The sequence below is a fragment of the Citrobacter amalonaticus Y19 genome (assembly GCF_000981805.1).
Taxonomy (GTDB): Bacteria; Pseudomonadota; Gammaproteobacteria; order Enterobacterales; family Enterobacteriaceae; genus Citrobacter_A; species Citrobacter_A amalonaticus_C.
The window spans coordinates 1,010,279-1,030,745 of sequence record NZ_CP011132.1; the positions used below are offsets into that span (position 1 = coordinate 1,010,279).

General features: G+C 54.2%; 17 protein-coding genes. 10 read left to right on the top strand and 7 right to left on the bottom strand.

Features of this window, described 5'->3' with window-relative positions; genetic code table 11:
- The first annotated feature begins 76 nt into the window (after positions 1 to 76).
- Positions 77 to 619, top strand: coding sequence for a cell division protein ZapC (gene zapC, locus F384_RS04515; RefSeq protein WP_046478727.1), 543 nt, complete (start codon positions 77 to 79; stop codon positions 617 to 619).
- Here the strand turns inward: zapC and F384_RS04520 are convergent.
- Positions 616 to 1,725 (bottom strand): YcbX family protein, encoded by a 1,110-nt coding sequence (locus F384_RS04520; RefSeq protein ID WP_046478729.1) that lies wholly within the window; start codon positions 1,723 to 1,725, stop codon positions 616 to 618. The two genes, zapC and F384_RS04520, sit on opposite strands and share 4 nt — an antisense overlap.
- A 97-nt stretch (positions 1,726 to 1,822) precedes the next feature.
- On the opposite strand from F384_RS04520, the gene rlmKL reads away from it, so the two are divergent.
- The 6 genes from rlmKL to rmf all read left to right on the top strand — a co-directional run bounded on the left by rlmKL (position 1,823) and on the right by rmf (position 9,748).
- A complete protein-coding gene (rlmKL, locus tag F384_RS04525; RefSeq protein ID WP_046478730.1) occupies positions 1,823 to 3,931 on the top strand; it encodes a bifunctional 23S rRNA (guanine(2069)-N(7))-methyltransferase RlmK/23S rRNA (guanine(2445)-N(2))-methyltransferase RlmL in 2,109 nt (702 codons plus the stop codon).
- A gap of 12 nt (positions 3,932 to 3,943) precedes the next feature.
- Positions 3,944 to 5,851: an ABC transporter ATP-binding protein gene (locus F384_RS04530; protein WP_046478732.1), complete on the top strand. Its 1,908-nt coding sequence runs from the start codon at positions 3,944 to 3,946 to the stop codon at positions 5,849 to 5,851.
- Positions 5,852 to 5,865: 14 nt separating this feature from the next.
- Positions 5,866 to 7,119: a membrane integrity-associated transporter subunit PqiA gene (gene pqiA / locus F384_RS04535; protein ID WP_046478734.1), complete on the top strand. Its 1,254-nt coding sequence runs from the start codon at positions 5,866 to 5,868 to the stop codon at positions 7,117 to 7,119.
- Between the two features lie 4 nt (positions 7,120 to 7,123).
- Positions 7,124 to 8,764, top strand: a complete 1,641-nt coding sequence (gene pqiB / locus F384_RS04540; protein ID WP_046478735.1) for an intermembrane transport protein PqiB — start codon at positions 7,124 to 7,126, stop codon at positions 8,762 to 8,764.
- On the top strand, positions 8,761 to 9,324 hold the full coding sequence (gene pqiC, locus F384_RS04545; RefSeq protein WP_046478737.1) for a membrane integrity-associated transporter subunit PqiC: 564 nt from the start codon (positions 8,761 to 8,763) through the stop codon (positions 9,322 to 9,324). The genes pqiB and pqiC overlap by 4 nt, the downstream gene beginning before the upstream one ends.
- Positions 9,325 to 9,580: 256 nt before the next feature.
- Positions 9,581 to 9,748: a ribosome modulation factor gene (gene rmf / locus F384_RS28485; protein ID WP_042320000.1), complete on the top strand. Its 168-nt coding sequence runs from the start codon at positions 9,581 to 9,583 to the stop codon at positions 9,746 to 9,748.
- A 97-nt stretch (positions 9,749 to 9,845) separates the two neighbouring features.
- On the opposite strand, the gene fabA is transcribed toward rmf, so the two are convergent.
- Together fabA and F384_RS04555 are read right to left on the bottom strand one after the other, a co-directional pair.
- Positions 9,846 to 10,364: a bifunctional 3-hydroxydecanoyl-ACP dehydratase/trans-2-decenoyl-ACP isomerase gene (gene fabA / locus F384_RS04550; protein WP_010429339.1), complete on the bottom strand. Its 519-nt coding sequence runs from the start codon at positions 10,362 to 10,364 to the stop codon at positions 9,846 to 9,848.
- A 68-nt stretch (positions 10,365 to 10,432) separates the two neighbouring features.
- Complete coding sequence (locus tag F384_RS04555; RefSeq protein ID WP_046478740.1) at positions 10,433 to 12,193, bottom strand: AAA family ATPase; 1,761 nt, start codon at positions 12,191 to 12,193, stop codon at positions 10,433 to 10,435.
- A 185-nt stretch (positions 12,194 to 12,378) separates the two neighbouring features.
- Here F384_RS04555 and matP point away from each other — a divergent pair, with 185 nt between their 5' ends.
- Positions 12,379 to 12,831 (top strand): macrodomain Ter protein MatP, encoded by a 453-nt coding sequence (gene matP / locus F384_RS04560; protein WP_046478741.1) that lies wholly within the window; start codon positions 12,379 to 12,381, stop codon positions 12,829 to 12,831.
- Positions 12,832 to 12,908: 77 nt separating this feature from the next.
- Here matP and ompA read toward each other — a convergent pair whose 3' ends face one another.
- Both ompA and sulA read right to left on the bottom strand, forming a co-directional pair.
- Complete coding sequence (gene ompA, locus F384_RS04565) at positions 12,909 to 13,964, bottom strand: porin OmpA (RefSeq protein ID WP_052746997.1); 1,056 nt, start codon at positions 13,962 to 13,964, stop codon at positions 12,909 to 12,911.
- 356 nt (positions 13,965 to 14,320) lie between these two features.
- A complete protein-coding gene (gene sulA / locus F384_RS04570; RefSeq protein WP_046478744.1) occupies positions 14,321 to 14,830 on the bottom strand; it encodes an SOS-induced cell division inhibitor SulA in 510 nt (169 codons plus the stop codon).
- A gap of 217 nt (positions 14,831 to 15,047) precedes the next feature.
- Between sulA and F384_RS04575 the strand changes: the two genes are divergently transcribed.
- Positions 15,048 to 15,677, top strand: coding sequence for a TfoX/Sxy family DNA transformation protein (locus F384_RS04575; RefSeq protein ID WP_046478746.1), 630 nt, complete (start codon positions 15,048 to 15,050; stop codon positions 15,675 to 15,677).
- Here F384_RS04575 and yccS read toward each other — a convergent pair.
- Together yccS and F384_RS04585 are read right to left on the bottom strand one after the other, a co-directional pair.
- Positions 15,631 to 17,793 carry a YccS family putative transporter gene (gene yccS, locus F384_RS04580; protein WP_046478748.1) on the bottom strand — a complete coding sequence of 721 codons (2,163 nt, stop codon included), beginning with the start codon at positions 17,791 to 17,793 and terminating at the stop codon, positions 15,631 to 15,633. The genes F384_RS04575 and yccS overlap by 47 nt on opposite strands.
- 6 nt (positions 17,794 to 17,799) lie before the next feature.
- Positions 17,800 to 18,258: a YccF domain-containing protein gene (locus tag F384_RS04585; protein WP_046478749.1), complete on the bottom strand. Its 459-nt coding sequence runs from the start codon at positions 18,256 to 18,258 to the stop codon at positions 17,800 to 17,802.
- 123 nt (positions 18,259 to 18,381) lie between these two features.
- On the opposite strand from F384_RS04585, the gene helD reads away from it, so the two are divergent.
- On the top strand, positions 18,382 to 20,436 hold the full coding sequence (helD, locus tag F384_RS04590) for a DNA helicase IV (RefSeq protein WP_046478751.1): 2,055 nt from the start codon (positions 18,382 to 18,384) through the stop codon (positions 20,434 to 20,436).
- The last annotated feature ends 31 nt before the right edge of the window (positions 20,437 to 20,467 follow it).

The following is a 20,467-nucleotide window of genomic DNA, read 5'->3' on the forward strand; positions in this document are numbered from 1 at the left end:
TTGCTTATTAAGGTAATAAACGAAGCGGCAAAAAAGGACAATTTTGCAACGGGTGATGGAGAGGGGAGAGAAAACAATGCGAATTAAACCTGACGATAACTGGCGTTGGTATTATGACGAAGAGCATGACCGAATGATGCTCGATTTAGCCAATGGCATGTTATTTCGCTCGCGTTTTGCCCGTAAGATGCTCACCCCGGATGCATTCTCACCGTCCGGTTTTTGCGTCGATGACGCCGCGCTGTATTTCTCCTTTGAAGAAAAGTGCCGCGACCTTGAACTCTCTAAAGACCAGAAAGCAGAGCTGGTGCTTAATGCGCTGGTGGCCATCCGCTACCTGAAACCACAGATGCCGAAAAGCTGGCACTTTGTGGCGCACGGCGAAAACTGGTCGCCCGGAACCGGCGATGCGGCCTGCGTCTGGCTGAGCGATAGTCAGGAACAAATCAATCTGTTAGTGGTGGAGCCTGGCGAGAATGCGGCCCTGTGTTTGCTGGCGCAACCGGGCGTTGTTGTGGCTGGACGCACCATGCAGCTTGGCGATGCGATTAAAATCATGAATGACCGGCTGAAGCCGCAGTTCCGTCCACACAGCTTCAGCCTGGAGCAGGCGGTTTAGAGCGCCAGCTTCAGCGCGGTTTTTGGCACACAGCTACAACTGAGGATGGTGCCATCATCACCAAGTGCTGATTTTTTCAGCGGGTTCACTTCGCCGTCCAGCAGTTTGATACGGCAGCAACCGCAAATCCCCGCCCGACACGAATAGGGAACCCGGATCCCCTGGTTTTCCAGTTGCTCAAGCAGTACCTGCTGATTGTTCCCCTGAAACGCCTGTCCTTGCCAGTCGATGGTGACGCTGGTGTCTGGCAGCTGCACGGCATCAACGGCGTCATCCTGAGCGGCAGCGCCGTACACCCGGGCCGGGCCGGTAGATAAAATTTCAACGTCATCGCCAACGCGCATCACCCCGCTGTTACGGGCTATCAGGTTCAGCCCGAAATCGACATCGCCATTGTCTGGTGCGGTTCGGAAAGTTTGCAGCGTCGCCAGCGGTTCGCCGGAGGGATGCTTTTGCCCTTTTTCCGGACTGACCGTGGTAAAAATACAGCGACTGCACGGCTTCGCCACATCAAAAATGACCTCGCCAATGCGGATCGCTTTCCAGCTGTCTTCTTCCCATGCGGTTGCCCCGGATACTACGATGTTCGGGCGGAACTGTTCAACCTGTACACCCGCCGGACAGCGCTGCTGCAGGTCGCGCAGGGAGGAGTCATTCACCAGCAGGTAGGGAAAACCGTCGGCAAAGGAGAGCGGTACGCCTGCGTGGCGTTTAACCCGGCGGGTCAGTTGCGGCCCGACCCAACGCAGTTGCACGCTGCGGGAAAAGAAGCCGCTTAGCCACTGGTTGATAGCATCGGGGGCGATTCGTGCGGTGAAATGGTTACCCCAGACTTCCGTTGGCGCATCCTGGGTGGCGAAATCGGCAAACCGTACCTGCGCGCTGCTGCCGTCAGGCGCGGTTAAATGCAGGCCGTCATGTACGGGAGAGGGGGTAAAGCGCACCATTTGCGGAAACTGACGAGCGGTAATGAAGGTGCCATCAGCTTCGGTTAGCATAAAGATACGATCGAAAGCCAGACCGCTGACGTCTGCCAGAGCGTGGGTCAACCCAATGCCGCGCATTGATTTGACGGGGTGGATGAAAAGTCTGGATAACGTCAACACGGTACGGTCCCTCAAAAGAAATAAGCCCTCAACTTTATGACATAGCGCCCATATTAGCTATAATGCGCAGCAATTTTCTTCGAGTATAAGTGACGCTATGAATTCTTTGTTTGCCAGTACGGCCCGTGGGCTGGAAGAGCTGTTAAAAACTGAACTGGAAAGCCTCGGCGCCGTGGCGTGCCAGGTGGTTCAGGGTGGGGTCCATTTCCAGGGCGACACCCGGCTTGTCTACCAGAGCCTGATGTGGAGTCGCCTGGCCTCGCGCATTATTTTACCGTTGGGTGAGTGCAAAGTTTACAGTGACTTAGACCTTTACCTTGGCGTGCAGGCGATCGACTGGACGGCGATGTTCAATCCGGGGGCGACCTTTGCCGTCCATTTCAGCGGGCTGAACGACACCATTCGTAACAGCCAGTACGGCGCGATGAAAGTCAAAGATGCGATTGTCGATGCCTTCACGCGTAAAAATCTGCCGCGTCCGAATGTCGATCGCGAATCGCCAGACATTCGCGTGAACGTCTGGCTGAATAAAGACACGGCCAGCATTGCGCTGGATTTAAGCGGTGATGGTCTGCATCTGCGCGGCTATCGCGATCGCACCGGTCTGGCGCCGATCAAAGAAACACTGGCAGCGGCGATTGTGATGCGCTCTGGCTGGCAGCCGGGGACGCCGCTGCTCGACCCGATGTGTGGGTCGGGGACGCTGCTGATTGAAGCGGCCATGTGGGCGACCGATCGCGCACCGGGCTTACACCGTGGTCGCTGGGGTTTTAGCGGCTGGGCGCAGCATGACGACGCTATCTGGCAGGAGGTCAAGGCGCAAGCGCAAACCCGTGCCCGCAAAGGTCTGGCTGAATACACTTCGCATTTTTATGGTTCTGACAGCGATGCCCGCGTGATTGAACGCGCGCGTAGCAACGCCCGCCGTGCGGGTATTGGCGAGCTGATCACCTTCGAAGTGAAAGACGTGGCGAAGCTGAGCAATCCGCTGCCGAAGGGGCCTTACGGGACGGTGATCAGCAACCCGCCTTATGGCGAGCGTCTGGACAGCGAGCCGGCGCTGATTGCGCTGCACAGTCTGCTGGGCCGCACCATGAAGAACCAGTTCGGCGGCTGGAACCTCTCCCTGTTCAGCGCCTCACCGGATCTGCTGAGCAGTCTGCAACTGCGTGCTGATAAGCAATTCAAAGCGAAAAACGGTCCGCTGGACTGCGTGCAGAAAAACTACCATGTGGCGGAAAGCACGCCGGACAGCAAACCGGCGACGGTGGCGGAAGACTACGCTAACCGCCTGCGCAAGAACATCAAGAAGCTGGAAAAATGGGCGCGTCAGGAAGGGATTGAATGCTACCGCCTGTACGATGCCGATCTGCCGGAATACAACGTCGCGGTGGATCGCTACGCTGACTGGGTAGTGATTCAGGAGTACGCCCCGCCGAAAACCATCGATGCGCAGAAAGCGCGCCAGCGTCTGTTTGATATCATTGCGGCCACGCTGTCAGTGCTGGAAATTGCGCCGAACAAACTGGTGCTGAAAACCCGTGAACGGCAGAAAGGGAAAAACCAGTATCAGAAGATGAACGAGAAGGGGGAATTCATTGAGGTGGGCGAATACAACGCGCGCCTGTGGGTGAACCTCACCGATTATCTGGATACCGGTCTGTTCCTCGATCACCGTATCGCACGACGGATGCTGGGACAGATGAGCAACGGGAAAGACTTCCTCAACCTGTTCTCCTACACCGGCAGCGCCAGCGTGCACGCAGGTTTAGGCGGCGCGCGCAGCACCACGACGGTCGATATGTCGCGTACTTATCTGGAGTGGGCGGAGCGTAACCTGCGTCTGAACGGCCTCAGCGGCCGCGCGCATCGGCTGATTCAGGCCGACTGCCTGGCCTGGCTGCGTGAAGCCAATGAACAGTTTGATCTGATTTTTATCGATCCCCCGACGTTCTCCAACTCGAAACGGATGGAGGACGCCTTTGACGTCCAGCGCGATCATCTGGCGCTGATGAAAGATCTGAAACGTCTGCTGCGTAAAGGCGGCACGATCATGTTCTCCAACAATAAACGCGGATTCCGTATGGATCTGGACGGTCTGGCGGCGCTGGGACTGAAAGCACAAGAAATCACCCAAAAAACGCTTTCCCAGGACTTTGCCCGTAACCGTCAAATCCACAACTGCTGGCTGATTACCGCCGCCTGAAAGGATAAATAAATGTCATTAATCAGTATGCATGGCGCATGGCTGTCGTTCAGCGACGCGCCGCTTCTCGATAATGCAGAACTGCATATCGAAGATAACGAACGTGTCTGTCTGGTAGGCCGTAACGGCGCCGGAAAATCCACGCTGATGAAGATCCTCAACCGTGAACAGGGTCTGGACGATGGGCGTATTATTTATGAGCAGGATCTGATCGTTGCCCGTTTGCAGCAGGATCCACCGCGTAACGTGGAAGGCACCGTTTATGATTTTGTGGCGGAAGGGATTGAAGAACAGGCGGAATACCTCAAGCGTTATCACGACATTTCACGTCTGGTGATGACCGACCCGAGCGACAAGAACCTGAATGATCTGGCGAAGGTGCAGGAGCAGCTCGATCACCACAATCTGTGGCAACTGGAAAATCGAATCAACGAAGTGCTGGCGCAGTTAGGATTGGATCCTAATGCGGCGTTGTCGTCGCTGTCCGGCGGTTGGCTGCGTAAAGCGGCGCTGGGTCGCGCGCTGGTCAGTAATCCGCGCGTTCTGCTGCTGGATGAACCGACCAACCACCTCGATATTGAAACCATTGACTGGCTGGAAGGATTCCTGAAATCGTTCAACGGGACGATCATTTTTATCTCCCACGACCGTTCTTTTATTCGCAATATGGCGACCCGCATTGTCGATCTCGATCGTGGCAAGCTGGTGACCTATCCGGGGAATTACGATCAGTACCTGGTCGAGAAAGAAGAAGCGCTGCGTGTGGAAGACCTTCAGAATGCCGAGTTTGATCGCAAGCTGGCGCAAGAAGAAGTGTGGATCCGCCAGGGCATCAAAGCCCGCCGTACCCGTAATGAAGGTCGCGTGCGGGCGCTGAAAGCGATGCGCCGCGAACGCAGCGAACGCCGCGAAGTGATGGGGACGGCGAAGATGCAGGTCGAAGAGGCCTCCCGCTCCGGTAAGATAGTCTTCGAAATGGAGAACGTGGATTATCAGGTCGATGGCAAACAGTTAGTGAAAGACTTCTCTGCTCAGGTACAACGCAGCGATAAAATTGCGCTGATCGGTCCTAACGGCTGCGGTAAAACCACGCTGCTGAAGCTGATGTTAGGCCAGTTGCCGCCGGACAGCGGTCGCATCCACGTCGGTACGAAACTGGAAGTGGCCTATTTCGATCAGCACCGTGCCGAACTGGATCCGGACAAGACGGTAATGGACAACCTCGCGGAAGGCAAGCAGGAGGTGATGGTTAACGGTAAACCGCGCCATGTGCTCGGCTATTTGCAGGACTTTCTGTTCCATCCGAAGCGGGCGATGACCCCGGTGCGCGCACTGTCGGGCGGTGAGCGAAATCGTCTGCTGCTGGCGCGTCTTTTTCTGAAACCCAGCAATCTGTTGATTCTCGATGAACCAACCAACGATCTCGACGTCGAAACGCTGGAGTTGCTGGAAGAGCTGATTGATGGTTATCAGGGCACGGTGTTACTGGTGAGCCACGATCGTCAGTTTGTCGACAATACGGTGACCGAGTGCTGGATTTTTGAAGGCAACGGGAAGATTGGTCGTTATGTCGGCGGTTATCACGATGCGCGTGGCCAACAGGAACAGCATCTGGCGTTTAAACAGCCCGCGGCGAAAAAAACTGAGGAAGTAGTTGCCCCGAAAGCAGAAATTGTAAAACGCGGCAGTAGCAAACTAAGCTATAAACTGCAGCGCGAACTGGAACAGTTACCGCAGTTGCTGGAAACGCTGGAAGCGAAACTGGACGCGTTGCAGGCACAGGTTGCTGACGCCGCCTTTTTCAGCCAGCCGCATGAGAAGACACAGCAGGTTTTGGCCGATCTGGCAAAAGCGGAACAAGAACTTGAGCAGGCCTTTGAGCGCTGGGAGTATCTTGAAGCCTTAAAGAATGGCGCATAATTAAGGAGCACACCATGTGCGAACATCACCATGCCGCAAAGCACATTTTGTGCTCGCAGTGTGACATGCTGGTGGCATTGCCCCACCTTGAGCATGGACAGAAAGCGGCATGTCCGAGATGTGGCACAACATTGACGATTATGTGGGACGCACCGAGACAGCGTCCCACCGCGTATGCGTTAGTCGCGCTGTTCATGTTGCTTTTATCGAATCTGTTCCCCTTTGTGAATATGAATGTCGCAGGGGTGAGCAGTGAAGTGACTCTGATGGAAATCCCCGGCGTTCTCTTTTCGGAAGATTACGCCAGTCTCGGCACCTTCTTTTTACTTTTCGTCCAACTGGTTCCGGCTTTTTGCCTGCTAACCATTCTGCTGTTGGTGAATCGGGTACAAATGCCCGATCGGCTCAAAGCCCAGCTGGCGCGAATTTTATTTCAGTTGAAGAGCTGGGGAATGGCGGAGATTTTCCTCGCTGGCGTGCTGGTGAGTTTCGTCAAACTGATGGCGTACGGCGATATCGGCGTCGGCAGTAGCTTTATTCCCTGGTGCTTCTTCTGCATTCTGCAACTGCGCGCGTTTCAGTGTGTTGACCGCCGCTGGCTGTGGGATGACATTGCTCCCATGCCAGCGATTAAGCAAAGTTTAACGCCCGGCGTTCCCGGCATTCGTCAGGGATTGCGCTCCTGCTCCTGCTGCACGGCTATCCTTGCGGCGGATGAGCACCTTTGCCCGCGCTGTGAGACGAAAGGCTATGTGCGGCGCAGAAACAGCCTGCAATGGACGCTGGCATTACTGTTCACGTCTATCATGCTGTATCTGCCGGCCAATATTCTGCCGATCATGATAACCGACTTACTGGGGTCAAAGCTGCCTTCCACCATTATTGAGGGGGTGGTTTTAATCTGGAGCGAAGGCTCATACCCGGTGGCGGCGGTGATTTTCATCGCCAGTATCATGGTGCCGACGCTAAAAATGATCGCGATTGCCTGGTTATGTTGGGACGCCAAAGGACACGGCAAGCGTGACAGTGAACGGATGCATTTGATTTACGAAGTGGTGGAGTTTGTTGGTCGCTGGTCAATGATTGATGTGTTTGTTATCGCCGTGCTCTCTGCGCTGGTGCGCATGGGAGGTTTGATGAATATTTATCCAGCAATGGGTGCATTGATGTTTGCTTTAGTCGTCATTATGACAATGTTTTCTGCGATGACATTTGATCCGCGTCTGTCGTGGGATCGTGAACCAGAACCAGACCATGAGGAGTCCTGACAACATGGAATCTAAAAGTGGGGAAGCCAAAATCCAGAAGGTAAAAAACTGGTCTCCCGTGTGGATTTTTCCCATCGTCACTGCGCTCATTGGGGCATGGGTTCTGTTCTATCACTACAGCCATCAGGGACCAGAAGTAACCCTGATTACCACCAATGCCGAGGGCATTGAGGGCGGAAAAACCACCATTAAAAGCCGCAGTGTTGACGTGGGCGTGGTCGAAAGCGCCACGTTGACCGACGATCTGACGCACGTTGAAATTAAAGCGCGGCTGAACGCCGGTATGGAAAAACTGCTGCACAAAGACTCCGTATTCTGGGTGGTGAAACCGCAGGTTGGGCGCGAAGGGATCAGCGGCTTAGGCACGCTGCTTTCTGGTGCCTATATCGAATTACAGCCGGGTAATAAAGGCAGCAAACTGGAGAAGTATGATCTGCTGGATTCACCTCCACTGGCACCGCCAGATGCCAAAGGGATCCGCGTGGTGCTTGACAGCAAAAAAGCCGGGCAACTGAGTCCGGGCGATCCGGTTCTGTTTCGTGGCTATCGCGTCGGATCGGTAGAAACCAGCACCTTTGATCCGCAAAAACGCAGCATCAGCTATCAACTGTTCATCAATGCGCCAAACGATCGTCTGGTCACCAGCAACGTCCGTTTCTGGAAAGACAGCGGGATTGCGGTTGATCTGACATCAGCCGGGATGCGGGTGGAAATGGGATCGCTGACGACGTTGTTTGGCGGAGGCGTCAGCTTTGATGTGCCTGAAGGGCTTGAACAGGGACAGCCGGTTGCCGAGAAGGCCGCCTTCAGCCTGTATGACGATCAGAAAAGTATTCAGGATTCGTTGTTCACCGAACACATCGATTACCTGATGTTCTTCAAAGATTCGATTCGGGGTCTGCAACCGGGCGCGCCGCTGGAGTTCCGTGGTATTCGCCTGGGGACCGTGAGTAAAGTGCCGTTCTTCGCGCCGAATATGCGCCAGGCGTTTAACAACGATTACCGCATTCCGGTGCTGGTGCGCATTGAACCCGAGCGGCTGAAAGCACAACTGGGTGAGGAAACGGACGTGGGGGCTCACCTGGCCGACCTGCTGAAACGGGGCTTACGCGGTTCGTTGAAAACGGGGAACCTGGTAACCGGGGCGCTGTATGTCGATCTGGACTTCTACCCGAAAGAGCCGCCGATTACCGGCATCCGCGAGTTTGGCGGCTATCAGATCATTCCGACGGTGAGCGGCGGTCTGGCGCAAATTCAGCAGCGGTTGATGGAAGCGCTGGATAAGATCAACAATCTGCCGTTGAATCCGATGATTGAGCAGGCCACCAATACGCTTACGGAAAGCCAGCGCACGATGAAACATCTGCAAACGACGCTGGATAACATGAACAAGATTACCTCCAGTCAGTCGATGCAGCAGCTGCCGGCGGATATGCAGAACACGTTGCGTGAACTGAACCGTAGCATGCAGGGCTTCCAGCCTGGCTCCGCCGCCTACAACAAGATGGTGGCCGATATGCAACGTCTTGATCAGGTGCTCCGCGAGCTACAGCCGGTGCTGAAAACGCTGAATGATAAGAGCAACGCGCTGGTGTTTGAAGCGAAGGACAAGAAAGATCCAGAGCCGAAGAGGGCGAAACAATGAAAAAGTGGCTAGTGGTGGCGATGGCATTCTGGCTGACGTCGTGCAGTTCCAGTGGCGATAACAAAAGCTATTACCAGCTTCCTGTCGCGCAGGGTGGCGTGCAAAGTACCGCAAGCCAGGGTAACCGTCTGCTGTGGGTCGAGCAGGTTGCGGTGCCAGATTATCTGGCCGGAAATGGCGTGGTCTATCAGACCAGCGATGTGCAGTACGCGATCGCCAATAACAATCTGTGGGCCAGCCCGCTGGATCAGCAATTGCGTAACACGCTGGTTGCCAATCTGAGTTCGCAACTGCCGGGCTGGGTGGTGGCGTCTCAACCGTTGGGCAGCGTGCAGGACACGCTCAATGTAACGGTAACCGGCTTCCACGGTCGCTATGATGGTAAGGTGGTGGTCAGCGGTGAGTGGCTGCTTAACCATCAGGGACGTCTCATTAAGCGTCCGTTCCACATTGAAGCCGTTCAGACGCAGGATGGCTACGATGAGATGGTGAAAGTGCTGGCCACCGTCTGGAGCCAGGAAGCTGCGGCGATCGCCCAGGAGCTGAAGAGCATTCCATAGTTTAAATTTTTGTAAATAAAACCGTCTCAGACAGCGCGTTTGGGGCGGTTTTTTTTTACCGATGGGATGACCCAGGAACTTGTTCCGGCTCACATTTTTTGTACAACTGGGTTTTTCGCTAGCTCACAAATATGACACCCGTGTGAATTTTGTACATTGACGGAACTGGGGATTCGCGGTATTCGTTTAGTGTGATTGCACACTTCGTAATCACTGTTATCTTTTCCACCAGATATAAGTATGAGGGAAACGAGGCATGAAGAGACAAAAACGAGATCGCCTGGAACGGGCACATCAACGTGGTTATCAAGCCGGTATTGCCGGACGTTCGAAAGAAATGTGTCCCTATCAGACGCTGAATCAGAGATCGTATTGGCTGGGAGGCTGGCGAGAAGCCATGGCTGACAGGGTGGTAATGGCCTGATTCTGTCTCTTTAAAAAAGAAACCTCCGCTGTGCGGAGGTTTCGCCTTTTATAACCAGTGATAAACGGCGCAGTCTGGCCATTTACCGGGTCAGTCATCAGAATGCAGAGGTGTCCTGGAACAGACCGACTTTCAGATCGTTCGCAGTATAGATCAGACGGCCATCCACCAGCACTTCACCATCCGCCAGGCCCATGATCAGGCGGCGATTTACGATACGCTTGAAGTGGATACGATAGGTCACTTTCTTCGCGGTAGGCAGTACCTGACCGGTGAACTTCACTTCGCCTACGCCCAGGGCGCGGCCTTTGCCTTCGCCACCAAGCCAGCCGAGATAGAATCCCACCAACTGCCACATTGCGTCCAGTCCCAGACAACCTGGCATGACCGGATCGCCGATGAAGTGGCATCCGAAGAACCAAAGATCTGGATTGATATCCAGCTCTGCCTCAACATAACCTTTGTCGAAGTTACCGCCCGTTTCGGTCATCTTGACGACACGGTCCATCATCAGCATGCTCGGTGCAGGCAACTGCGGGCCCTTCGCACCAAACAGCTCACCGCGACCAGAGGCAAGAAGGTCTTCTTTTGTATAGGATTCGCGTTTATCTACCATGTTCTCTGTAAGCCTTATTTTATTGAAGCACGCAGGATAGCTAACACGTGTACGCTGAACAAGTCCGATCAGTTAGGAAAAATCCCGTTCAGCCAGCGCAGCGGCCACGGAAAACGGTGACGTCCGTCCTGTTGCGTCGCCTGGGCGATACGCTCCTGGATAGTTTGCATCAACGTTGTCTGGCCTTCACCATCCCACACCAGATTTAACAGCAGCGGCAGTGCGTCGGTAACGTCATCCACCGCCCAGATAGTGAATTTTCCTTCTTCAACGGCCTGTAGCAGCGCGGGTTGCAGGCTAAGATGCCTGACGTTGGAAGAGGGGATGATGACCCCTTGCTTACCCGTCAGTTCGCGCTGCTGGCAAATCGTGAAGAAGCCTTCAATTTTTTCATTTAAACCGCCAACTGGCTGGGCGCGACCGAACTGATCGACCGAACCGGTAATGGCGATGCTCTGATTGACGGGCACATCGGACAGTGCGCTAATCAGCGCGCACAGTTCCGCCATAGACGCGCTGTCGCCGTCGACTTCACTGTAGGACTGTTCAAACGTCAGCGAGGCCGAGAAGGGAAGTTGTTGCTCGAGCTGGAGTTCCGACATCAGGAACGCCTGCATGATCATCATTCCCTTAGCATGAATGTTACCGCCAAGTTCAGCTTTCCGCTCAATATCCGTGAATTCACCATCGCCGATGTGCACGACACAGCTGATACGTGAAGGTTCACCGAAGGCGCGCGGGTGGCCTGGAAATTCAACCACCGACAGGGCGTTGATCTGACCAATGCGCTCACCCTCGGTTTCGATCAGAATCTGTTCCTGGAGGATCTCATCCTGCATGCGTTCGGCCAGGAATCCTTCACGCCACTCTCTCTGGGCAAGCATCAGGCTGAGCTGTTCACCAGTGCAGGTTTCGCCTTCGCACAGCGGCGCGACTTCCGTGAACTGCCGGATGATCCACAGCGGGTTGAGCGGCAACGTATCCTGTTCGCCGGTATAACGCACCGCTTCGCGAACCAGGACTTCCCAGGCGTCGGGTGCCGGGTACGGTAACTGGTTACGTTTCGCAGTCCATGTTATCCACTGGCACCACTGCGTCATGGATTCGGCATCCACAATCTGTAGGTTATCTTCGAATTCGCTATAGATAGCCTGCTCGGCCAGTTCAGGTTCCATTTCCTGGAAATCCGCCAGCGACTCGCGCTCACCGACTAACAGCACCTTCAGTTTAAGCGGCATAGACGGGACGGAGACCGGCAGCGGACGGGACTCATCAAAGGCTACCCAGTCAAAGCGTTCGCGGCTGACAATGGCCTTCAGGCGCATCCACAGCAGCGGCTGCGCAAGCAGGGTGCGCAGGGAGATAACCAGCACGCCGCCATTGGCCTGGTGAACCAGTCCAGGCTGCAACGTGATATCGCCATTGAATTGACGCAGGCAGCCAAACAGCTGTTCTGCCTCAACCCAGTCGGCAATCACCACCTGCGATAAGGTGGCAAAATTGTCTTCAGCCCGCTCAGCGTCACGATAGTGAATTGTGTGACCAGAGACCTCGTAGTGGCCTCCTGTCAGGCGACCGGCATCGTGCTGTAAGGCACGTGCGGCATCGGCAAGAAGATTAAGATACTCAAGCTCTTCTGGCGCTTTGGCCAGCATGAAAGGGGATGAGGCTCTGGGCTGTAACAATTGCTCCAGGGCAAATTGTAAGCGTGGTTGAGTATCACTCAGTAATGTGTCGTTTTCTTCAGTGACATGTGGCTGTGCAAAAATCTCCTGAAAACTTTCGGTATCAGGGACAAGGTCACGCCATGCAAGTTTCGTAATGGTCAAAGTTGATGTTTTTTAGTCTGTTGTAAAAGACGCGATTATAGCGTAACCGACCGCGCTTCACACGCGGAAAGCGATAGCAACCGCACAGGAGGGTGCAGAGTGGCTCACAGCCTGAAGATTCTTTTCTTCAGATGTTGAAAAAGCTGATATTCTGATAAGAGTGACACGGTAACATTGAGATCGCCATGAAATATCAACAACTTGAGAATCTTGAAAGCGGTTGGAAGTGGAAGTACCTGGTGAAGAAGCACCGCGAAGGGGAATTAATTACCCGCTACGTGGAGGCCAGTGCTGCCCAGGAAGCCGTGGATTTGTTGCTTACGCTGGAAAATGAGCCGGTGCGAGTCAACCTCTGGATTGATGAACATCTGAATCCTGCGTTGCAAAACCGCATGAAGCAGACGATACGCGCGCGGCGTAAGCGTCATTTCAATGCCGAGCATCAACACACGCGAAAGAAATCGATCGATCTGGAATTTATTGTCTGGCAGCGACTGGCCGGACTGGCGCAGCGGCGCGGCAAGACGTTATCAGAAACCGTGGTGCAGCTCATTGAAGATGCAGAGAATAAAGAGAAGTATGCCAGCAAGATGTCTTCACTGAAGCAGGACCTGCAGGCGTTGTTGGGCAAAGAGTAACCCGCTGCATTAACACCATTTTGTTGATGACAGATGAAAAAAAACCCCGCAGAGCGGGGTTTTTTATAAGACGGAAATTAAGCCTGAGGCTGAGTTACAACGTCTTTGATGCCTTTAACTTCGATCTCAACGCGACGATCCGGGGCCAGGCAGTCGATCAGTGCAGCGCGAGCTTTCACGTTGTCACAGGTGTTGCCAGTAACCGGGTTGGATTCGCCCATACCACGTGCGGAGATTTTGTCAGCCGGGATACCTTTAGAGATCAGGTAATCAACAACAGACTGAGCACGTTTCTCAGACAGACCCTGGTTGTAAGCGTCAGAACCGATGCGGTCAGTGAAGCCCAGAACCACGACGGAACCGTCTTTCGGATCCAGGTTGCTCAGCTGGCTGTACATCTGATCCAGAGCCTGCTGGCCTTCTGGTTTCAGAGTGGCTTTGTTGAAGTTGAACAGAACGTCAGACTTCAGAGTGAAGTGTTTGGTCTGTACTTCTGGAGCCGGAGCCGGTGCCGGTGCAACGATCGGAGCAGCTTGTTCCTGCTGACCGAAACGGTAAGAAACACCTACGCTCAGCAGACCGTTGTCTGGACGAGTACCGATGGTGTTAGCGTCACCGATGTTGTTGGTCCACTGGTATTCCAGACGGGTAGCGATTTCAGGAGTAATTGCGTACTCAACACCACCTGCGAATACTGGGGATACGCCAGTGTCGTGATCTTTGGTCGATGCGCCACCAGGTACGTTAGACTTGGTGTCTGCACGCCATACCATACCACCCAGACGAGTGTAGATGTCCAGATCGTCAGTGATTGGGTAACCCAGTTTAGCGGTCAGTTGAACGCCCTGAGCTTTGTAAGCGCCGTTGATGTTGTCACCTTTGTACGGCATACGACCTAACCAGTCGTAACCCATTTCAAAGCCAACATACGGGTTAACCTGGTAACCACCGAACGCACCAGCACCCAGTTGACTTTCGTGGGTCGGACCGTTGTTGTCGATGAAACCAGTGTCATGGTACTGGGACCAGCCCAGTTTAGCACCAGTGTACCAGGTGTTATCTTTCGGAGCGGCCTGCGCCACGGTAGCGAAACCAGCCAGTGCCACTGCAATCGCGATAGCTGTCTTTTTCATTTTTTGCGCCTCGTTATCATCCAAAATACGCCATGAATATCTCCAACGAGATAACACGGTTAAATCCTTCACCGGGGGACTAGCTCAATAGTTACTCTACCGATATCTGCGGCTTATGCCGAGCACCCCTGGCGATGTAAAGTCTACAACGTAGTTGAAAACTTACAAGTGTGAACTCTGTCAGGCATATGAAAAAAAAAAAGCTTGTATACATAATATTTAACATTTTGCACATCAGAATATTTCCCCCGATTTCGCGGGAACCGCGTCCGCCAAGCGTTCACAGAAAAAAAACGTTAGTCCTCAATACGAAGGTCTCGGGGGAAAAAAAATTCCAGGATAAATCCTAATTTTGCTCAATGATACAGATTTGAGTGAATTTTTAGCCCGGTTTGCTGTCTCGTGGCATGAGTGTGTGCATTCACGGGACGCATGATAAATCCCATCGCATTTCCCTCATCCGCAGCCTTGACCAGTTCAGCATGTTCTTCTTCTGTTAACTCTTCTGTCAGCCAGCCGATCACCACGCTGTAGTTGCCTGTGCGCAATGCACGAATCATCGACTCCAGCGTATGGCAGGGAGACAGCTGGTTAATTTGCATCACTTTGGTGAGCGGAAGGCCAGCAGACTGAACCCATTCACGGCTCAGCTTTTGCTGTGGTGTCAGCCAGAGCTGCCAGCGCGATTGCTGACCTAACTGCTGAAGAAGCGGTAACAGCAGTAACTGCGTCATCATGGGCTGGTCTTCACGATAGACCACTTCGCTGATAAGCCCGGTGGACACTTTCTCCGAAGAGACGCGCGCCATCGTGTTCGATGTGGAAGAGAATGACGGAGAACGATTTGCGTAGCCTGAAGTGTACATAATCAATCCAGCCCTGTGAGTTACTGTATGGATGTACAGTAACCCTGATGTCGTGAAAGATCAACTTTATTTTCGGAAACAGTCTCGCATTTTTTATTCATGGTAGCGGTAAAAGCGAAATACAACTTGCCCCCTGAGAATAAGTTGCCTATTTTCGTCATTAACGGATCCGCGACAACAAATTATTATTTTACTTTATGATTTAAAAGGGAATTTTATGAAAGTACACTCCTATGGCAGGATCTATAAATCACAGGAATATTTATCTTCTCTGGGGACGATTCATTTCCGTTCACTGTTCGGTAGCTACAGTCTGACTATCAAGAATACCGTCTTTGCGATGGTCGCGAATGGTGAGCTTTATCTGCGTGCCTGTGAGCAAAGCGTACAGTATTGCGTGCAACATTCCCCTGTCTGGCTGACTTTTCTCAAACGCGGACGCCCGGTGATGCTCAACTATTATCAGGTCGATGACAGTCTGTGGCGCGACCAGCAGCAGTTGATCCAGTTATCGAAGTTTTCACTGGATGCCGCGTTGCAGGAGAAGTTGACCCGCAGTTCACAGCAGCGGCTTAAGGATCTCCCAAATATGACCTTTCATCTGGAGAGTTTACTGAATGAAGCGGGGATCTACGACGTCGCCACCTTGCGAATGCTGGGGGCCAAAATGTGCTGGCTGCGGCTTCGACAGATTAACAAGTCCATCACCGACAAGGTTTTGTTTAATCTTGAAGGCGCCATTTATGGCATTCATGAAGCCGCGCTCCCGGCGACACGCCGCCAGGAGCTTGCTTTGTGGGTTAAGTCGCTTTCGCCTGCGCCGATGTCAGTGGAGAAGATTGAGTGATTTGTCGCTGCAGTCGACCCATTTCCGGCAGCAGGGCTACCAGCAAACCAACTTGCTGAATCACCAGGGGTTCTTTGCTGTCCGGGCGCGGCTCAAGATGCTGGATGCGCTGTTTCAGTTCAGCCAGCGCTTGCTGCACACGCTCTTCGTCGGTCGGGAGATGATGTAGCGCATCATCAACATAACAGACCGCATCGTCCAGTAATGCCAGCACGTCGGGGTTAGTGAGCTGCTCACGATGCGCCCCTAATGCAGAAATATAACTTGTGAATGTATGGTTGAGACAGAGCAAACGGAACGCCGCTTCACGCGTTTGTGGCGTCACATCGGGTTCACTGGACATGTTCGACACCACAGAGGCCAGTTCCGCATCGCGATTATGGGCATCGCGGCGAGCAATCCGATATGCCAGTCGATTGTCGCGTCCCTGATGGTACTGTTCCAGGATGGCATCCAGATAGCGGCAGTTGGCCTCGGTCGCTCTTTCCATCACCCGCGGGAGGTTACGGAAACGCCAGTCCGGCCAGATGAAGCTGACCGCCGCCCAGGCAATGGCGCAGCCGATGAGCGTATCAATCACACGGGGAAGGGCGACTTCAAACCCTTCGCCGAGCAAGTTGAAACACAGCAGGACCAGCAGCGTAATAAACATGGTCGCGTGCGCATACTGGACGTTGCGAAAGGCAAAGAACAGGACGCCGGTGATCACCAGTAAAATGAGCTGGCCTTCCAGTGACGGAACGAACCATAAAATCGGGATCCCAATCGCCACCCCGACCAGCGTCCCGATGATCCTCAGCGCAAGGCGGTGTCGCGTGGCATTGTAGTTAGGCTGGCAAACAAACAGGCTGGTCAGCAGGATCCAGTAACCGTGATGCATGCCGGTTATCTGAATGATCGCATAGCCGACGCACAGGACCAGAGACATCCTGACCGCATGACGAAACAGCGCGGATTCCGGGGTGAAGTTGCGGCTCAACCGTAGCCAGATATCGCTGAGCCCGTGCGGACTGTCATCGGCAAGCTGGCTTTCTGATTCATTGCGCGGCATGGCCTGCGCCTGCTCAGATTCAATCGTCGCCAGTTGCGCGTCAATAGCGCGCAAATTAGCCAGTAAAAATCCCAGCGTTTTCAGCAGATCGGCACTGGCGCCACTGGCCCGCATCCGCTCAAGCGCTGCATCGAGATGCGTGAAGGCGCGTTCAAAATGCGGATCGTGCTGGTAAGGGACGCGTAGCAAAATAGAGCGCGACAGTTGCTGACAGGCCTGGCCTTGCATCGACATCAGACGTTGAAAGCGGAACATCACGTCGCTGTGACGAAAATGGTCGCGCAGGGTCTGGTATTGAATATGCGAGGAGCTGGCGCGTTCGTGAATATCCTGCGCCACAAAATAATAATGCAGAGTACGCCGCGTGCCGCGTTGGCCCCGGTCGCCACGCAACCGAGTCAGCAAGGACACTTTCGTCTGATTCAGCGTCGCCATCAGCTGGCCGTTGGCCAGCGCTAAGTCATAAAGCGGCGCCTGGCTTTCATCTTCAATATCCGGGTCAAAAAGACGTGATTTTAGCTCCAGATAGTGCGCTAGTTGTTCGTAGCTGCGCGCCAGATTGTCTTGCAGAGGACGAATGGGGAACAGCAGATGACCGGTAAGCGTCAGCCCGTTGTACCAGATAGCACCCGCCAGCAACAGAAGCGGTTGCTGATACCACTGGGCGTACAGAGACGCGCCGAGCATGGTGTATATCGCTATCAGCAGTGCGCCGAAGGCAATCGTCGCGTAGCGCTGCCCTAAACCGCCGAGCAGGATGAAGCCGCTGGTGGAGAGCGTCAGTCCGATGGCGAACAGCCACGGGTAAGGAAACAGCAACTCGACCGAGGCGGAGGCGATAAAAAAGCAGATGAGCGTGATGATAAGGTTTCGCAGGCGGCCCGCGAGCCGATCGTCCAGATCGGTCAACGCTGCCGCTACCATTCCCAGCGTCAGCGGGATGGTTAGTTTGACATCGCCCAGCCACCAGGGCAGCGCGGTGGTTCCGCAGAGGGCGATAAAAATACGCACGTAATACAGCCAGGTGCTGTTCCAGGTATAGCGGCGAAGCAGGGGACTTAACATACTGACTTAGCGTCCTGATGATTCAAAACGGTGGCGGGCGTTCGCTTCACGTGCCGCACGTGCGACTTCCACGGAGACGACGCGACGTCCCACTGGCCACAGTGCAATCGCAGCAATTTTAAAGTTTGCAATGCCAACCGGAATACCAATGATCGTGATGCACAGGGCGATACCCGTGGCAATGTGCATCAGGCACAGCCACCAGCCGAAGAAGATCAGCCAGAATATATTCAGCAACGTCCCGCCGGTATTCATCAGCACGTTTCTTCCGGCCGGATCCAGTTCATCGACATGGACCGCTTCATTTCCGTAAGGCAGCAGCGACAGTTTGGTGATTTCCCAGCACGAACGGGTAAGCGGCAGGGTGAAGATCAGCACAATGCTGACCAGCGTCGCCAGGAACCAGGACAGTGTGGTGGCAAATCCGCCCAGCACAAAATTCAAAATATTCAGAACGGTACGCATAGACCCTCGGTTGATTCTGGTTTTCTATGATTTCTGGCAATTGTAACGTTTTTTTGGGCTGGAGCACCTATTCTCTGGCGGTTACACTGAGAAGAAATACGCTTTGTCTGGATCGGCTGAGTCATGGAACTGAAAGCAACCTCTATTGGAAAACGTCTGGCGCAACACCCTTACGATCGGGCGGTGATCCTGAATGCCGGCATTAAAGTGTCGGGCGATCGCCATGAGTATCTTATTCCCTTCAATCAGTTACTGGCGATTCACTGTAAGCGTGGGCTGGTGTGGGGGGAACTTGAATTTGTACTGCCGGATGAAAAAGTCGTACGACTGCACGGCACCGAGTGGGCTGAAACCCAGCGTTTCCATCACCATCTGAATACCCGCTGGCAGCAGTGGAGTCAGGAAATGAGTGACGTCGCGGCCGGCGTACTGCAGGAACAACTGAATTTAATTGCCGTGCGAACCGGGCAGAATGCCTGGCTGACGCGCGAGCAGACGACGGGGTTACAGCAGCAGATCCTGCGGGCGTTTGCCGCGCTGCCGCTGCCGGTTAATCGGCTGGAAGAGTTTGATAACTGCCGTGATGCGCTGCGGCAGTGTCAGGCGTGGCTGAACGATATTGAAGCGTGTCGCCTGCAGCATAACCAGGCATACACCGAAACGATGTTGACGGAATACGCTGATTTCTTCCAGCAGGTGGAATCGTCGCCGCTCAATCCGGCTCAGGCCAGAGCAGTAGTCAACGGCGAACATGCTTTGCTGGTGCTGGCTGGGGCAGGGAGTGGCAAAACATCGGTGCTGGTGGCGCGTGCGGGCTGGCTGTTGGCGCGGGGCGAAGCGGCGGCTGAACAGATCCTGCTGCTGGCCTTTGGTCGTAAAGCGGCGCAGGAGATGGACGAGCGTATCCGCGAGCGGCTGCATACCGAGGAGATAACGGCGCGGACGTTCCATGCCCTGGCGCTGCATATCATCCAGCAGGGTAGCAAAAAAGTCCCGACCATCAGTAAGCTTGAAAACGACACCGCCGCGCGACATAAACTGTTTATCAGTACCTGGCGTCAGCAATGCAGTGAGAAAAAAGCGCAGGCGAAGGGGTGGCGGCAGTGGCTGGAAGAGGAGATGCAGTGGACGGTGCCGGAAGGCAATTTCTGGGACGATGAAAAACTTCAGCGCCGTCTGGCCTCGCGGCTGGATCGCTGGGTGAGTCTGATGTGCATGCATGGCGGTGCCCAGGCGGAGATGATCGCCAGCGCACCGGAAGAGATTCGGGATCTGTTCAGCAAGCGCGTGAAGCTGATGGCACCTTTGTTGAAAGCCTGGAAAAGCGCGTTGAAAGCGGAAAACGCCGTCGATTTTTCCGGTCTGATCCATCAGGCCATTGTGATTCTGGAAAAAGGGCGTTTTATCAGTCCGTGGAAGCATATTCTGGTGGATGAATTTCAGGATATCTCCCCGCAGCGTGCGGCGCTGCTGGCCGCGCTGCGTAAGCAAAACAGTCATACCACGCTGTTTGCCGTCGGGGACGACTGGCAGGCCATTTATCGTTTTAGCGGCGCACAGCTTTCACTGACGACCGCGTTCCATCAGACCTTCGGGGACGGTGACCGCTGTGACCTCGACACCACCTATCGTTTCAACAATCGAATTGGTGAAATCGCTAACCGCTTTATTCAACAGAACCCGCATCAACTGAAGAAACCGCTCAATAGTCTGACGACGGGAGACAAGAAGGCCGTCACGCTGCTGGACGACACGCAACTGGATGCGCTGCTGGATAAGCTTTCCGGTTACGCGAAAGCTGATGAACGAATTCTGGTACTGGCCCGTTACCACCATCTGAAACCGGCCAGCCTCGAAAAGGCGACAACCCGCTGGCCGAAGTTGCAGCTTGATTTCATGACCATCCACGCCAGCAAGGGACAACAGGCGGATTACGTCATCATTGTCGGGTTACAGGAAGGGAGCGATGGTTTCCCGGCGCCGGCGCGTGAATCCATCATGGAAGAGGCGTTGCTGCCCGTCGTGGAAGATTTCCCGGATGCAGAAGAACGGCGGCTGCTTTATGTCGCCCTGACTCGCGCCCGCCATCGGGTCTGGTTGCTGTATAACAAAGCGAATCCGTCGCGCTTTGTCGAGGATCTCAAAGACCTGGATGTTCCGGTCGCGAGGAAAGCGTAAGCAGCAGGCGACGAATGTCGCCTGCGAGAGA

Coding starts and splice junctions, on each gene's coding strand:
- fabA (WP_010429339.1), bottom strand. CDS start 10,364: ATGGTAGATAAACGCGAATCCTATACAAAAGAAGACCTTCTTGCCTCT.
- ompA (WP_052746997.1), bottom strand. CDS start 13,964: ATGAAAAAGACAGCTATCGCGATTGCAGTGGCACTGGCTGGTTTCGCT.
- rlmKL (WP_046478730.1), top strand. CDS start 1,823: ATGAATTCTTTGTTTGCCAGTACGGCCCGTGGGCTGGAAGAGCTGTTA.
- pqiB (WP_046478735.1), top strand. CDS start 7,124: ATGGAATCTAAAAGTGGGGAAGCCAAAATCCAGAAGGTAAAAAACTGG.
- matP (WP_046478741.1), top strand. CDS start 12,379: ATGAAATATCAACAACTTGAGAATCTTGAAAGCGGTTGGAAGTGGAAG.
- F384_RS04530 (WP_046478732.1), top strand. CDS start 3,944: ATGTCATTAATCAGTATGCATGGCGCATGGCTGTCGTTCAGCGACGCG.
- pqiA (WP_046478734.1), top strand. CDS start 5,866: ATGTGCGAACATCACCATGCCGCAAAGCACATTTTGTGCTCGCAGTGT.
- pqiC (WP_046478737.1), top strand. CDS start 8,761: ATGAAAAAGTGGCTAGTGGTGGCGATGGCATTCTGGCTGACGTCGTGC.
- sulA (WP_046478744.1), bottom strand. CDS start 14,830: ATGTACACTTCAGGCTACGCAAATCGTTCTCCGTCATTCTCTTCCACA.
- helD (WP_046478751.1), top strand. CDS start 18,382: ATGGAACTGAAAGCAACCTCTATTGGAAAACGTCTGGCGCAACACCCT.
- zapC (WP_046478727.1), top strand. CDS start 77: ATGCGAATTAAACCTGACGATAACTGGCGTTGGTATTATGACGAAGAG.
- F384_RS04575 (WP_046478746.1), top strand. CDS start 15,048: ATGAAAGTACACTCCTATGGCAGGATCTATAAATCACAGGAATATTTA.
- rmf (WP_042320000.1), top strand. CDS start 9,581: ATGAAGAGACAAAAACGAGATCGCCTGGAACGGGCACATCAACGTGGT.
- yccS (WP_046478748.1), bottom strand. CDS start 17,793: ATGTTAAGTCCCCTGCTTCGCCGCTATACCTGGAACAGCACCTGGCTG.
- F384_RS04585 (WP_046478749.1), bottom strand. CDS start 18,258: ATGCGTACCGTTCTGAATATTTTGAATTTTGTGCTGGGCGGATTTGCC.